General features: G+C 67.4%; 11 protein-coding genes. 2 read left to right on the top strand and 9 right to left on the bottom strand.

The genetic code is table 11. The features are described from left to right. Positions 1-108 precede the first annotated feature (108 nt). Entirely contained in the window at positions 109-474 is a 366-nt protein-coding gene (locus ACZY0Y_RS18235) for an Rv3235 family protein (RefSeq protein ID WP_463959627.1), read from the top strand. A 162-nt stretch (positions 475-636) separates the two neighbouring features. Here ACZY0Y_RS18235 and secA read toward each other — a convergent pair whose 3' ends face one another. The 7 genes from secA to mtrA all read right to left on the bottom strand — a co-directional run bounded on the left by secA (position 637) and on the right by mtrA (position 11,162). Further along, a complete protein-coding gene (gene secA / locus ACZY0Y_RS18230; RefSeq protein WP_463959625.1) occupies positions 637-3,372 on the bottom strand; it encodes a preprotein translocase subunit SecA in 2,736 nt (911 codons plus the stop codon). A 70-nt stretch (positions 3,373-3,442) separates the two neighbouring features. After that, positions 3,443-4,702 carry a winged helix-turn-helix domain-containing protein gene (locus ACZY0Y_RS18225; RefSeq protein ID WP_463959624.1) on the bottom strand — a complete coding sequence of 420 codons (1,260 nt, stop codon included), beginning with the start codon at positions 4,700-4,702 and terminating at the stop codon, positions 3,443-3,445. A gap of 32 nt (positions 4,703-4,734) precedes the next feature. Beyond that, complete coding sequence (gene hpf, locus ACZY0Y_RS18220) at positions 4,735-5,460, bottom strand: ribosome hibernation-promoting factor, HPF/YfiA family (protein ID WP_463884344.1); 726 nt, start codon at positions 5,458-5,460, stop codon at positions 4,735-4,737. Between the two features lie 143 nt (positions 5,461-5,603). Further along, complete coding sequence (locus ACZY0Y_RS18215) at positions 5,604-6,389, bottom strand: ComF family protein (RefSeq protein WP_463959622.1); 786 nt, start codon at positions 6,387-6,389, stop codon at positions 5,604-5,606. Positions 6,390-6,863: 474 nt separating this feature from the next. Then, a complete protein-coding gene (locus tag ACZY0Y_RS18210) occupies positions 6,864-8,582 on the bottom strand; it encodes an LpqB family beta-propeller domain-containing protein (protein WP_463884340.1) in 1,719 nt (572 codons plus the stop codon). Next, positions 8,579-10,426, bottom strand: coding sequence for an MtrAB system histidine kinase MtrB (gene mtrB, locus ACZY0Y_RS18205; protein WP_463959629.1), 1,848 nt, complete (start codon positions 10,424-10,426; stop codon positions 8,579-8,581). The genes ACZY0Y_RS18210 and mtrB overlap by 4 nt, the downstream gene beginning before the upstream one ends. Before the next feature lie 61 nt (positions 10,427-10,487). Next, the gene (gene mtrA / locus ACZY0Y_RS18200; protein ID WP_463959620.1) at positions 10,488-11,162 is read right to left on the bottom strand and encodes an MtrAB system response regulator MtrA; all 675 of its coding nucleotides are present in this window, start codon (positions 11,160-11,162) and stop codon (positions 10,488-10,490) included. A gap of 185 nt (positions 11,163-11,347) precedes the next feature. On the opposite strand from mtrA, the gene ACZY0Y_RS18195 reads away from it, so the two are divergent. Further along, entirely contained in the window at positions 11,348-12,061 is a 714-nt protein-coding gene (locus ACZY0Y_RS18195) for a DUF4166 domain-containing protein (RefSeq protein WP_463959618.1), read from the top strand. 18 nt (positions 12,062-12,079) lie between these two features. Here the strand turns inward: ACZY0Y_RS18195 and ACZY0Y_RS18190 are convergent, their stop codons facing one another. Beyond that, entirely contained in the window at positions 12,080-13,123 is a 1,044-nt protein-coding gene (locus ACZY0Y_RS18190; protein WP_463959616.1) for a uroporphyrinogen decarboxylase/cobalamine-independent methonine synthase family protein, read from the bottom strand. Positions 13,124-13,125: 2 nt separating this feature from the next. Beyond that, entirely contained in the window at positions 13,126-13,605 is a 480-nt protein-coding gene (locus ACZY0Y_RS18185; RefSeq protein WP_463959614.1) for a chorismate mutase, read from the bottom strand. Between the last annotated feature and the right edge of the window lie 312 nt (positions 13,606-13,917).

Below are 13,917 nucleotides of genomic sequence, written 5' to 3'. Positions count from 1 at the left end.
CGCCCCACCGGAAAACCCTCCCCCCCCCCCCCCCCCCCTTTGGGGTTTTTTTGGGGTGTCCCTCCCCCTCCCCCCCCCCAGGCCAGTCCCTGCGTTCCGGCGGCGCCGTTGCTGCGCAGGGCCGATGAGGAACGGGAGGTATGTGCGATTTCCCGCAGCACGGTTCAGGCCGCCATCGAAGTGCTGGCCGGCACCCGGCCGGCACAACAACTTGCCCGGCGGCTCGACGAGCGCTGCCTCGCGGCCCTCCAACACCGGGCCGCCCTGACCCGGCGTGTGCCGTGCGGGGCGTCACCGACGGCGGGACGACTGCACCGCAACGCCTCTGTCCGCTCCGTCCGGGCCTGCCGGGTATCCGCTGACATCTACGAGGCCAGCGCCGTCGTGGTCGAGGAGTTGCGGGTGCGGGCGGTCGCCCTGCGGCTGGAGCGAAGCAGGCTCGCCTGGCGGATCACTGTGCTGGAAATCGGCTGAGAACCAACGCGGAAGATCACTCAAACGGGCTGGGGGCTGACTGAGGGAAGCGACGGAAGGAGGAGGCAGCAGTAATGCCAGAGGACCGGAACTCATGTTCCGGTCCTCTGTCATTACTGCGCCGTTAGGCCACGCTGACCGTGTCGGCCAGCAACCGACCGGCTAGCGCTTCTTCTTTTTGTTGGCGCGGCGCGGGGCATCCTGCCCGGCCTTGGCCGGGTTGCCGGAACGGCCGGAGGCCTTGGCCTCCACACGGGTCTGGGCCGAACCGTCCTCGCCGGGGGCCGTGTACTGCAGCTGGGCCGGCTTTTCGGGGGCCTCCAGCCCGGCAGCATGAATCTGCGGTTCGTGGTGCTCGGTGTGCTGGCCCGCGGCGTCCGCCACGACCACATCCTCGGCGGGCGTCACCTCGACCTCAAGGTTGAACAGGAAGCCGACGCTTTCCTCCCGGATGGCCTCCATCATGGCCTGGAACATGATGAAGCCCTCGCGCTGGTATTCCACCAGGGGATCGCGCTGGGCCATCGCGCGCAGCCCGATGCCTTCCTTCAGGTAGTCCATCTCATAGAGGTGTTCCTGCCATTTGCGGCCGATCACCGAAAGCACAACGCGGCGCTCGAGTTCGCGCATGCTCTCGTGCCCGATGGCTTCTTCGCGGGCCTGGTAGACCAGGCGGGCGTCGGAGAGGATCTCTTCCTTGAGGAAGTCGACCGTGATCCGCGACTTGCCGCCGGCCTCGTCGATGAGGTCGCGCGGGGTGACGCTCACCGGGTAGAGGGTCTTGAGGTTGGACCACAGCAGGTTGAAGTCCCAGTCGTCGCCGGTACCCTCCGCGGTGGCCTGCTCGATGAACGCGGTGATCGTGTCTTCCAGGAAGAACTGGACCTTCTCGTGGAGGTCGTCGCCTTCGAGGATGCGGCGGCGGTCGCCGTAGATGGCCTCACGCTGGCGGTTCAGGACGTCGTCGTACTTCAGGACGTTCTTGCGCTGTTCGGCGTTACGGCCCTCCACCTGGCCCTGGGCGGAGGCGATGGCGCGCGAGACGAGCTTGGATTCGAGTGCGACGTCGTCCGGCACCGAGCTGTTCATCAGACGTTCCGCCGCGCCGGAGTTGAACAGGCGCATCAGGTCATCGGTCAGCGACAGGTAGAACCGGGACTCGCCCGGGTCGCCTTGGCGGCCGGAGCGGCCGCGGAGCTGGTTGTCGATCCGGCGTGATTCGTGCCGTTCGGTGCCCAGCACGTAGAGGCCGCCGAGATTGAGGACTTCCTCGTGCTCGTCCTTGACGGACTGCTTGGCGGCCTCGAAGGCGGCCGGCCAGGCGGCTTCGTATTCTTCGGAGTTCTCTTCCGGATCCAGCCCGCGCTTGGCCAGTTCGGCGACAGCGGTGAACTCGGCGTTGCCGCCGAGCATGATGTCGGTACCGCGGCCGGCCATGTTGGTCGCCACCGTGACGGCGCCCTTGCGGCCAGCCTGGGCCACGATCGCAGCCTCACGGGCGTGGTTCTTGGCGTTCAGGACCTCGTGGCGGACGCCTTCCTTGGCCAGCAGCCGGGAGAGATATTCGCTCTTCTCGACGCTCGTGGTGCCGACCAGGACCGGCTGGCCTTTTTCGTGCCGTTCGGCGATGTCCTTGACGACGGCGTCGAACTTGACGGCCTCGTTCTTGTAGACGAGGTCCGCCTGGTCGATGCGCGTCATGTCCCGGTTGGTGGGGATCGCGACGACGCCGAGCTTGTAGGTGCTCATGAACTCTGCGGCTTCGGTTTCGGCGGTGCCGGTCATGCCCGCGAGCTTGCCGTACATGCGGAAGTAGTTCTGCAGCGTCACCGTGGCGAGGGTCTGGTTCTCGGCCTTGATCTCGACGCCTTCTTTGGCCTCGATGGCCTGGTGCATGCCTTCGTTGTAGCGCCGGCCGGCGAGGATGCGGCCGGTGTGCTCGTCCACGATCAGGACTTCGCCGTCGAGGATGACGTAGTCCTTGTCCCGCTTGAACAGTTCCTTGGCCTTGATGGCGTTGTTAAGGAATCCGATCAGCGGGGTGTTCGCGGACTCGTAGAGGTTGTGGATGCCGAGGTAGTCCTCGACCTTCTCGATGCCGGCCTCGAGCACACCGACGGTGCGCTTCTTCTCGTCGACTTCGTAGTCCTCCTCGGACGTGAGCCGGGTGACGACCTTGGCGAACTCGCTGTACCAGCGGTTGGTGTCGCCCTGGGCGGGGCCGGAAATGATGAGCGGGGTCCGCGCCTCGTCGATGAGGATGGAGTCCACCTCATCGACGATGGCGAAGTGGTGGCCGCGCTGGACGAGCTCGGACTTGTCCCACGCCATGTTGTCGCGCAGGTAGTCGAAGCCAAATTCGTTGTTGGTGCCGTAGGTGATATCGGCGGCGTACTGTTCGCGGCGCACGGCCGGGTCCTGGTTGGACAGGATGCAGCCGCTGGTCAGGCCCAGGAAGCGGTAGACACGGCCCATGAGGTCCGACTGGTATTCGGCAAGGTAGTCGTTGACGGTGATGACGTGCACGCCGTTGCCGGCGAGGGCGTTCAGGTAGGCCGGAGCGGTGGCCACGAGGGTTTTGCCTTCACCAGTCTTCATTTCGGCGATGTTGCCCAGGTGCAGGGCGGCGCCGCCCATCAGCTGGACGTCGAAGTGGCGCATCCCGAGGGTGCGGGACGAAGCTTCGCGAACGGCGGCGAACGCCTCGGGCAGGAGGTCATCGAGCTTTTCGCCGTCGACGTGGCGGGCGCGGAGCCGGTCTGTCTCTTCGCGCAATTCTGCGTCGCTGAAGGTCTGGAAGGAGCTTTCCAGGGCATTGATGGAATCGGCATAGTTCCGCAGTTGCCTCAGGGTTTTTTTGTCACCCGTGCGGAGAAGTTTTTCGATAAGTGATGCCACGTGAAGTTGCTCCCAGTCTCAAGCTGCCGAATTCTGGCGTGTTTAGTCTACGGGAGAGACGCAGGGCCGGTTACGCCTGTTCCCTCTCAGCGGATAGACCGCGTCCTGCCCCGGACACGGCGTCTGCGAGCGCCGGGGCCAGGTCCCCTTTCCGGGAAACCACAACCCGGTCCAGTTCCAACCACTCTGCCATGAGCTGCAGTTCGGCAGCGAGTTCGACGGCGGTGTCGGCGGGGGCGCCGGGTTCCGCGTGGGCAGCCCTCGCCAGCAGCAGGCCGTTGGCCCGGTCGGCTTTGAGGTCGACTCGGGCCACGATCCCGTCGCGCAGCAAAAAGGGCAGCACGTAATAGCCGTAGCGGCGCTTCGGCTCCGGGGTGTAGATCTCGATGCGGTAGTGGAAACCGAACAAGGCCTCAAGGCGCCGCCGCTCAAAGACCAGCGAGTCGAAGGGGCTCAGCAGTGCGCGACCGGTGGCCGTGCGGGGCAGTTTCGCCTCGACGTGCCGGTAGACGGGCTTGTTCCAGCCGGTCACAGTGACGGGCAGCAGCCGTCCCGCTTCGAGGAGGTGGTCCACTGCGATGGCGGACGGACGCATGGGCGTCCGGAAGTAGTCCGCGAAGCAGCGCAGCGTGCCGATGCCGTGGGCCCGGGCGGCGGCATCGATGAGGCGTACCAGCGCGGCCTCCTGGTCCGCTTCGGCGTCCGGGACCGCCGGATCTTTCTCCGGCCGTCCCGACAGGACCTTGGCTGTGAGGGTGTAGCGCCGTTCAAAGGACTCCGTGCGGGACGCGGCCGAAATGAGGCCCGCTTCGAAGAGGTGCTCCAGCACCCGTTTCACGGCGTTCCAGTTCCAGCCCCAGTTGTCCTGCTGCCGGTCCTCCACATGGCCAAGGTGCGCGGTGAGTTCGGCGGCGGTCATTGGCCGGCCGGCGGCCAGGGCCTCAAGCACCCGGGACGCGACACCGTTCCTGAGCTCGGGGTCCATGGAGTGCGCCCCCACCCATTTCCGGCTTTGCCACAGGACCAGGTCCTGAAAATGGTCGGGGCGGATGAAGCTGGCCTCGTGGGCCCAGTACTCCATCATGCGGCGCGGGTGGGTGCCCGCCATGCGCTGGAGGATGGCGCGGTCGTAGTTGCCCAGCCGGGAGAAGAAGGGCAGGTAGTGGCTCCGGGACAGCACGTTGACGGAGTCGATCTGGACCAGTTGGAGCCGGGCAAAAGTACGGCCCACCGCCCGTGCAGTCACGGGTCCGGCGGGCCGTACTTTGTCCAATCCCTGGGCTGCCAGTGCGATCCGCCGGGCCTGCTTGAGGCTCAGCACTTCCTGCACGTCAGTCCCTTCGTTGGATGGTCAGGACCAGCTTATGCGCTGGCGGGCTCATCCCCGGAGCGGTAGGCGAGGACTTTCTCTTCCAGCGGGGCCTCGCCCGGCTGGCACGTCTGGTCGAGGGAAATCACCCCGTAGGTCCAACCTTCGCGGCGGTACACGACGGACGGCGCCTTGGTCTCCTTGTCCACGAAGAGGTAGAAGTCGTGACCAACGAGCTCCATGTTGTCGACGGCGTCGTCGAGCGTGAGGGACGCGGCGGGAAAGACCTTCCGGCGGATGAGCACGGGCGAGTCTCCGGCCGGGATGTCATTCTCGACCTCGTACGGCGACTTCTCGGCGGGAGCGGCCTTGGGCTCCAGCCAGTGGTTGGCCTCTTCGTAGATGGGCTCGCTGGTGCTCGCGGGCTCGAGGGTTGCCGTGGCCTCGGTGACGGATTTCGGGGTGTGCCGGCCATGGTGGACCTTCTTGCGGTCCTTCGCGCGGCGCAGGCGTTCAAGAAGCTTGTTGTAGGCGAGATCGAACGCGGCGAATTTGTCTGCGGCGCTGGCTTCGGCACGAATCACGGGGCCCCGGCCGAGGACGGTCAGCTCTACCGTGAGCATCTCGTCGGTCTGGCGGGCTTTGGTCTCCTTGGTTACCTTCGCGTCCACCCGCTGGACCTTGTCGCCCAGTGACGCGATCTTCGAGATCTTCTCGTCGGCGTACTCGCGGAACCGGTCGGAGACCGTCAAATTACGTCCGCTGATCATGAACTCCATGGTGCCCTCCAAATGACTTCGGTGACACGACGGCGGCACTTCCCGGGGCTGTTCTGACTGACAGTCGAGCCCCTTTCCGAGCCGCTATCGACAGGTACATCTGTTCTTGGTACCCATCTTCGACGTTAGTTCATAGCCCCCTCTTATTCATCCTTTTTTGGTTTATTTTTTTCCTTGACGGGCGCCTTCCCCGCCAACGCACGGCCGGCGTCACCGAAGTCGAGCGTGACCGGCGGGCGTGTCGCGGCGAGGACGACGGCGCCACTCACCAGCGCGCCGGCCGCGCGCAACGCCCGGGCAGCCTCGGCCAACGTAGCCCCGGTGGTGAGCACGTCGTCGACGATGATGCACTGCTGTCCCTTGACCCTGGGAGCGAACGGGCCGCGCCGGACCCGCATGGATCCCCGCACCCGCTGTGCCCGGTCCCCGCGCCCCAGCCCTTTTTGTCCGCCGCTTTGTCCGCCGCGCGCCCGCGGCAGTCCCGGCAGTCCCGGCAGTCCGGGGAGGCGGTATCCGGCCCCGGGGGCCGCCCGTGAGGCCGGCCTCCCGGTCGGCGGGGCCCGCAGCACCGTCTTCCGGAGGGCATGGACGGTGGTGAATCGGGAGTGCACGCCGGCTCCCGGGGGCCGCCGCATTCTGCCGAGAAGCACGTGGACCGGGCTGAAACCACGCTTCCGGTAGGCACCGCTGCTGGTGGGCACGGGGACCAGCAGCAGTCCCGGCACCTCCCCTGCAGCAGCCCGTATGGCCCGGGCCAGGCCGCGGGACAACACCTCAGCGAGTTGTCCCTGGCCGTAGCGCTTGAACGACAGCACCGTCTGCGCCAGCTCCGCGCGGTAGGCGCCTGCAGCCACCACAGGAAGGAGCACGGAGCCGTCGACGTCCATCAGGGCCGGGGCTTGTGCTTCCGCCCGGAACGGTTGCCGCATCAACAGCCGGACCTGCCGTCCGCAGCCGCCGCAGAGCGCCAGGTCTTCGGCCCCACAACAGACGCAGTCCACCGGCGCCACGAGTGCCAGGACTTCGGCCGCGGCAGCCGCGGCCCCGTCTGCCAGCCGCGCCAGCGGCCGGCGGTAGCCGCCGCGGTGTCTCGCCGCAGGAATGGCCGCCGGACCCAGATCAGGGTCGGCTGCGCGCGGCGGTCGCCGAACCGCGCCGGTTGCGGCACTGCCGTCCCGGTCACTGCCACTGCCACTGCCACTCCCACTGCCACTGCCACTGCCACTGCCACTGCCATGAGCCTGCCTGGATGTCACCACCTGACAAGGTTCCGCCACCGCGGCGCCTGGCGGCAGCCCCTGGCGACCCTATGTGGAAAATCGCGTCACACGGTCGGGACAGGCACGACCGGGCTGGGCTGCGCTGCGCTGCCGGAACAATGCCCGACGCGCCTGTTGGAGTCCCTAGCCCGGATAGGCCGGATCGATCGGCCCCTTGAGTTGCGGGGACCATCCGTTGCCGAGCCGCTGGAAGATCCCTTCCGCGGACTGCGCGTAGATCTCCTCCGCCCCGTTGCCGGCACTGAGCGCGGTAAGTCCCGGCCACGGCGCGAGTTGCTGCGGCTGGGACGATGTGAGGGACAAAAGCTCCGGTGTGACGGATTCGCTTGCGGAGCCCTTCATCACCGCGACCGTGGTGTCATCCACCCACACGCCCTGGTCCGGATCGTTCGTTGCCAACAAGTTCATCGGCACGGTCAGTTCCTTGGGCGTGCCGTCTGCTGCCCGGACAATGCCCGCGACCTGGACCTTGGTCTTGCCGTTCTGCTCTGTGAGGATGAGGGCCCGGGTGCCCTCGCGTGAGACCCGGAACTCCTTGACGGACCGCCCGGCGAGCCAGGCCGGCGCCAGCGTGACCGTTGGGACAGCGGAGCCTTCTGCCACGTTGACCGGCCGGTAGGCGATCATTTCCGCGGCGCCGTTGGCCCCCGGCCCCGCCGTCCAGATCCAGTCGTACCGGTCGAAGGACGGACGGGTCAGGGTGGCGCGGGTGGTCAGCGCCCTGGCGGGCTGGCCAGGCACGATGGAGTACAGCGTTCCGCGGCCGGCGTTGAGGAAGGCAGCGGACTGCGAGACCGGAGATTCCGCCGGGGCCCGGGGTGCCAGGGCAGAGACAGGCTGGATGACGGGAAGCGGCGAGATCCTGTTGTTCTCATAACGGACCAGATTGTTGTTGCTCACGGCGATCTGGTGGGCGGGGACGTTTTTGTCCCGGACCGGCGGAAGGACAGAGCCATTGTCCTGTACGCGCACCAGGTCCTGGTTGGCCCGGAGCTCGACGTTGATGACGTCGGGCTGGCTGCGGAAGGTAAGGGCGAGCTGGGTCTGCATCCGCAGCCTGTCCTCGTTGGAGGCCTCCACGAGGTCCTTTGCCGTGAGGTCCACCTGGGCGGCGCCGGAGACCACCGGGACCGACTCGCGGGCCAGCTTGATGCCCGAGGGGAAAGCGCTGACCACGGCTCCCTTGAGATACGGGGCCGGACCGCCGAGGAGGGCGCTGGTCATGGCCTTGACGGTCTTCTTCTTGATAAACCACCGGACGTCGGGCACCGCATAGGCGAACGTCGGGTCATAGAAATAGATCGGATAGGCGCCGTAGATGACTTTGAAGGTCTCCTCCGGGATCGCCGTGCCGTCCGGGAGTTCAGCAATCCGCCATTCACCGTCCACCTTGGTCAGCGTGGCGGGGATATTCTCCTTGGTTCCCTCCGGCAGCTGGGTGGCAACCCCATCCACGTCAACGGAGTAGGACACGTCCAGTTCGTAGTTGAAGACGTTTTCGACGCCGGTCGGCACCACGCGCGCGGAGCGAAAGACGAGCACCCGCTGGTCCGGCTTCCAGGTCACGGACGACGCCTGGGTCAGGTACTGGCGTGCCACGGCGTAGTCGTCCTCGTAGCCGCTGCCGGCGAGGTAGAAGTCCTCGATCACGGCGTCCGGCCCGGCCCCCTGACGCGGCGCGGACGGGAAGAACACAGGAGCGTTATTGGGATTCCCTGCGCTCTCGTCCGTGCTTTTCCCCACCGGGCCCGACCGCGGGATCTGGGCGCACGATGTCAGTAGGAACAGCAGCACCGCCAGCAGCATCGCCGTGCGGGTGGCCTTCCGTGGGGTGCGGCTCATGCCCCCTCCTTCGTTCCGGTGCCGGCGGTACTGGTTCCCCGGGTATCGGTTATGCCGGCGCCGGCGGTGCCGGCGTCGTGGGTCCCGCCGTCGGGCATGCTCCCGGCTGCAGCGGGGCCAACGTCGGCGCGCGTTACTGGCGTGGGGTCCAGGAGCAGCATGGTGCGTTCGCCGTCGCCGTGAAAACCGACGTCGACCGGTTCCAGCTGGAGTGGGGACTTCGTAATGGCCTCGCCCTGGCGCAGCGCGAGAGTGAGGCGGAAGTTGGCGCCGATGCCCTTCCGTCCCCACGCCTGGAGCCAGCCGTTGTGGAGTTTCGCGTCCTCCGCCGCGATGGACAGCCCGAGGCCGCTGCCTCCCGTGGTGCGTGCCCGCGCCGGATCGGCGCGCCAGAACCGGTCGAACACTCGTGCCGCTTCCGCCGGGGCCAAACCGATGCCGTGGTCCCGGACCGCGACCGCCACGGCGTTGTCGTTGGCGGCCAGGGAAATGTTCACCGGGCGGCCCTCGCCGTGTTCCAGGGCATTCAGCACGAGGTTGCGCAGGATCCGGTCGATCCGGCGGTCATCCATGTCCACGATGATGCTGCCCGCGGGCGCGTTGAGGGTGACCTCGGAGCCGTACTCGGCGGCCACCGGGGCCACGCCTTCCATCACATGCGACACGAGCTGCACGATATCGCCCGGTTCGGCGTCGAGCGTTGCCACGCCCGCGTCGAAGCGGGAGATCTCCAGGAGGTCGGCCAGGAGGGACTGGAAGCGCTCCACCTGGTGGTAGAGCAGTTCCGCGGACCGCTTGTTGATGGGGTCGAAGTCGTCGCGCGCGTCGTACAGAACTTCAGCGGCCATCCGCACGGTGGTGAGCGGGGTCCGCAGTTCGTGGGAGACGTCGGAGACGAAGCGCTGCTGCATCTGGGACAGGGTCGCAAGCTGGGTGATCTGCTCCTGGAGGCTCGCCGCCATGTGGTTGAACGAAGCCCCAAGCCGGGCCACCTCGTCCTCGCCCTTGACCACCATGCGTTCCTGCAGCTGCCCTGCCGCGAGTTTCTCGGAGACGAGCGCGGCGTGGCTGACCGGGCTGACCACGTTCCTTGTCACGTACCAGGCCACGGCGCCAATCAGCAGCGCCAGCACCGCGCCGCCGGCCAGCAGGACGTTCTGGATCTCGTCGAGGGTCTTTTGGGCGGTGTTGAGGTCATAGATGAGGTACAGCTCGTAGACGGTGCCGTTGAAGGTGACTTTGTTGCCGACGGCGATCCCGGGCCGGTCTTCGGTGCCCACTGGGAACTCCGTGGACGCCCAGAACTGCTCCTTGCCGGAATTCTGCACGGCCGTGCGCAGCTCGGTGGGAATGACGCTGATGGTGAGCTGGTCCGATGCCCGCGATTCGACCCAGCGGTTGCGGGGTTTGGTCTGTTCCGGCATCGCCTCAAAGACATAGCGCCGCTGGATCACGGAGCCGCGGCCCTCGACGGCGTTCAAGGTGTCGTAGACGAGCGTGATGACGCTGGACTGATCGGTGACCTGGGCGCCGTCGAACGTGTCCTGCACCTGCTTGACGTTGTAGCGCGTCTCCGACTCGGCCTGGACAAGCCGTTCCTGGAAGAGGTTGTTGGCGATCTGGTTGGACAGGTACGCGCCGACAACCGCGAAAGACGCGATCGCGAGCATCAGGGTTGTCAGTACGGTCCTGAACTGCAGCGACCGCCGCCACTTGCGGTGCAGTGAGCGGAGGAGGTAGCGGATGCCCGGAAGCAGGCGGGAAGCGCCAATGACGACCAGCCGGGCCACCCGCACGCCCACGATCCGGGCCCGCTTCGCCCAGATCGTGGTGCGGAAACTCATGGCCTGCCAGCCGGCGGGCGGGTCGCTCACCGGACCTGTTCCGGGGTGGCCGTCCGGTGGCTCAGGAACCTGCTTTGTAGCCGACACCACGGACCGTCAATACAACTTCGGGGGCTTCCGGGTCACGTTCGATCTTTGACCTGAGCCGCTGGACGTGGACGTTCACCAGACGGGTGTCGGCGGCGTGCCGGTATCCCCAGACCTGCTCCAGGAGCAGTTCCCGGGTGAAGACCTGCCAGGGCTTGCGTGCCAGGGCGACCAGCAGGTCGAACTCCAGCGGTGTCAGCGAGATCCGCTCGGTCCCACGGCTGACCAGGTGTCCTGCCACGTCGATCGTGACGTCGGCAATCCGCAGCGTCTCGGGTGCCTTCTGGTCGCCGGGCCGCAGCCGGGCCCGGACCCTGGCGACCAGTTCGGCCGGCTTGAAGGGCTTCGGCACATAGTCATCGGCCCCGGACTCGAGGCCGCGGACCACATCGGAGGTGTCCGCCTTGGCAGTGAGCATCACGATCGGGACATCGGACTCGGCACGGATCTGGCGGCAGACTTCAATGCCGTCGATGCCCGGGAGCATGAGGTCCAGCAGCACGAGATCCGGTTTGGCGGAGCGGAAGACTTCCAGCGACTGCCCGCCGTCAGCGCAGAAGACGGGTTCGAACCCGTCATTGCGCAGCACAATACCGATCATCTCGGCCAGCGCCTCGTCATCGTCCACTACCAGAATGCGTGCCTTCATATGTATATATTCCCTTATTGCAATGGCTTTGTCGTATTCCGCGGCGCCCGGGCATGGCGCCGCCGGTAACCGGGCGGCCCACCGATGCCGCCACCGGGCATCCGGCCGGCTGTGACAAACCCCCGTCCATCCCGCATGCTGTGGACAGCAATACATCACCCAGCCAGGCACCCCAGGAGGATTCTGTGAGCACCCCGATCTACCAGCTGGCCCTCGGCGCTGACTTCGCCCGGCTGCAGCCGGAGCTGCAGGAGTACTTCTCCCTCACTCCCGGCTCCGGGCACTTCGGCGTCGGCGAGGGCGTGTTTGACGTGGTCGGCTGCCGGCAGAGCTGGCTCCGTCCCCTGCTGCGCCTCGCCGGCGGCGAGCAGGCGTTTTTCCCGGAATACGGCGAGGGCATCCGGTTCCGGATCGAGAACCACGCCCACCTGGACCCGTTCGGACGCTCCAGCCTCACCGCAAGGCGCGAAATCTTCTTCCCGGGCACCACCCGGCTGTTCCACGACACCACAAGCTTCGATGACTCCGGCAGCCGGCACGGCCTGCTCGATTACGTCGGGAGGTACCGGCGGCTCGTCACGGACCTCAACCTCAGCGTCACGGACGGTGGCCGGCTGCGGGGTGTGTCGGAGGCATCACGGCTGTTCCTCGGCCCGCTCCGGATTCCCCTGCCCGCCGCGCTCGATGCCAAGGCCTACGCCGAACAATGGTGGGCGCCCGGGGAAGGCACGGCCGGCAGGCACCGGATCCAGGTCAAGGTGATCCAGCCGCAGCTCGGGCTGATCCTGGTCTATGCCGGGCACTTCGACTATCGGCTGGAACCGTACCCCGGCGGGGTGGCGGCGCCGGGCTACCTGCCGGACCATGCCCGGCCGGACCGCTGGGAACGACGCAGCTGACGGCGGCGCCGGCCGGCGCTAGCCGACTGCGAGCTGGTTGAGGCCGTCGGCCACCTGTGTCAGCCGGGTCAACACCGCCGTCGCGGACGACGGCGAATGCCTGGCCAGCCCGTCCGAGGGTGTGACGCGCAACCCGCCGAGCGTCGCGGCAGTCAGGCCCAGTTGGCGCCACGGCCGCCAGACAGTTTCCACGACGTCGCCGACGCGGGGCAGCGCGGCGGCGGGGCTGGAGACATCAAGCGCTCCTGCCCACAGCCTTTTCCCCGCCTCCACTGCGCCGGCGAGCTGTTCCCACTGGCGTGATGTGAGAGCGCGCAGGGGCACGGCGATCCCGTCGGCCCCCGCCGCCAGTATCCGGTCGAAGGGCGCCTCGACTTCCGGGACGCAGACAACGACCTCGACGGCGCCGGCCTCCCGCAGCGCGTCGATGACCAGCTGCCAGGAGTCGGTGGCTTCCTGGCCGGGGACCGAGCGCAGGGTCCGGTAGCCGCTGGAGGTGGGGATGGTGCCGGCCAGCACGGATGCGATCTCCGGCTCGTCGATCTGGACCACGATGCGGGCGCCGGGGGCCGCGGCGGCCACCCGGCTCAGGTAGCTTCCGGCCCCCGCGGCCAGGGACGCCGCGAGGTCCCGCCGGGCGCCGTAGTCGATCAGCGCACGCTCCCCGTTGTGCAGGTGCAGTCCGGCGGCGAGGCTCAGCGGGCCGCGCAGCTGGACCTTGAGGTCCGTGGCCGGGGTGTCCTCGGCGCCGATCACGTCGGCCAGGATGTTGATGTCGGTGGAGAGCGCCGAGCGCGCCCGCTTGAGGTCCTTGCCGGGCCGGTCCACGATCCGCCAGCCGTGGGGCTGGACGTCCACGGAAAGGTCCACCAGCAGGGAGGCTGTCCGGCCGAGGGCGTCCGATCCGACGCCCCGGTCCGGAAGCTCGGCCAGGAACGGGAAGTGCGGGCTGCCGAGTTCACCGCGGATGATGCGTGCGGCTTCGACCGGGTCTTCGCCGGGCCAGGTACCCAGTGCGGTGGCGGTGACCTGCTGCGGCTCCGCTGCCAGTGGTGCTGCCACGGCTAGGCGGTGGCGGAGACGGCCGGGCCGGCTGAACCGGGGACTTGGCCGGCGGCCCGGGCGCGCGCGGAATCCGCGGCCTGGGTATCTGCGGCCAGGGAGGCCTGGTGGTCTTCGGCAATGGCTTCGTGGTGCCTGATGACCTCACCGATGATGAAGTTGAGGAACTTCTCGGCGAACGCCGGGTCCAGGTGGGCCTCGGCCGCGAGCCGCCGCAACCGCGCGATCTGCGCCGTCTCCCGGCCCGGGTCTCCGGCGGGAAGTTTGTGGGTGGCCTTGAGGAATCCGACCTTCTGGGTGGCCTTGAACCGCTCGGCGAGAAGGTAGACGAGGGTGGCATCGATGTTGTCGATGCTGGAGCGGATCGACAACAGCTCCGCCATCACCGCGGGATCCACCTGACCGGCCAGTGAGCTGGCCCCGGGGTCATAGGAATCGGCGTTGGCGTCGGCGTCCGGATAAGTCTGGTTCTGCTCGGTCATTGACCCAGTCTAGGTACCCCACGGTTCCAAACCGTTCAACGCGGCCCGGGCCGGCTGATGCGGGGGCCTGCCCCGGTGCGCAGTTTGAGTGCGTTTGCGTGTGTTGAGGTGCGTCCATTCTCCACAAATGGCCGGTATTAGGACTGCCATCCCGGCCATCTGTGGCAAATCGACGGCTTGGTGGCCGCCCCGTTGCCCGCCTAGCCCGAGGTTTTCATGAGGGTGGGGCCCGCAGGGTGTGTTTAAGCGACGAAAGGTGCTTCTGAACTGGGAAAATAGTGTTGTTGACGCACTGTTCTACCGGCTGAAAGA

This window comes from Pseudarthrobacter kochi (assembly GCF_055412805.1).
Note: the sequence above shows the minus strand (reverse complement) of the source record. Positions and strands in the feature narration are given on the sequence as shown.

What these genes read in the sequence shown, in the direction of transcription:
- hpf (WP_463884344.1), bottom strand. Translation starts at nt 5,460, where the DNA reads ATGGAGTTCATGATCAGCGGACGTAATTTGACGGTCTCCGACCGGTTC.
- ACZY0Y_RS18215 (WP_463959622.1), bottom strand. Translation starts at nt 6,389, where the DNA reads ATGCGGCAACCGTTCCGGGCGGAAGCACAAGCCCCGGCCCTGATGGAC.
- ACZY0Y_RS18210 (WP_463884340.1), bottom strand. Translation starts at nt 8,582, where the DNA reads ATGAGCCGCACCCCACGGAAGGCCACCCGCACGGCGATGCTGCTGGCG.
- mtrB (WP_463959629.1), bottom strand. Translation starts at nt 10,426, where the DNA reads ATGAGTTTCCGCACCACGATCTGGGCGAAGCGGGCCCGGATCGTGGGC.
- mtrA (WP_463959620.1), bottom strand. Translation starts at nt 11,162, where the DNA reads ATGAAGGCACGCATTCTGGTAGTGGACGATGACGAGGCGCTGGCCGAG.
- ACZY0Y_RS18185 (WP_463959614.1), bottom strand. Translation starts at nt 13,605, where the DNA reads ATGACCGAGCAGAACCAGACTTATCCGGACGCCGACGCCAACGCCGAT.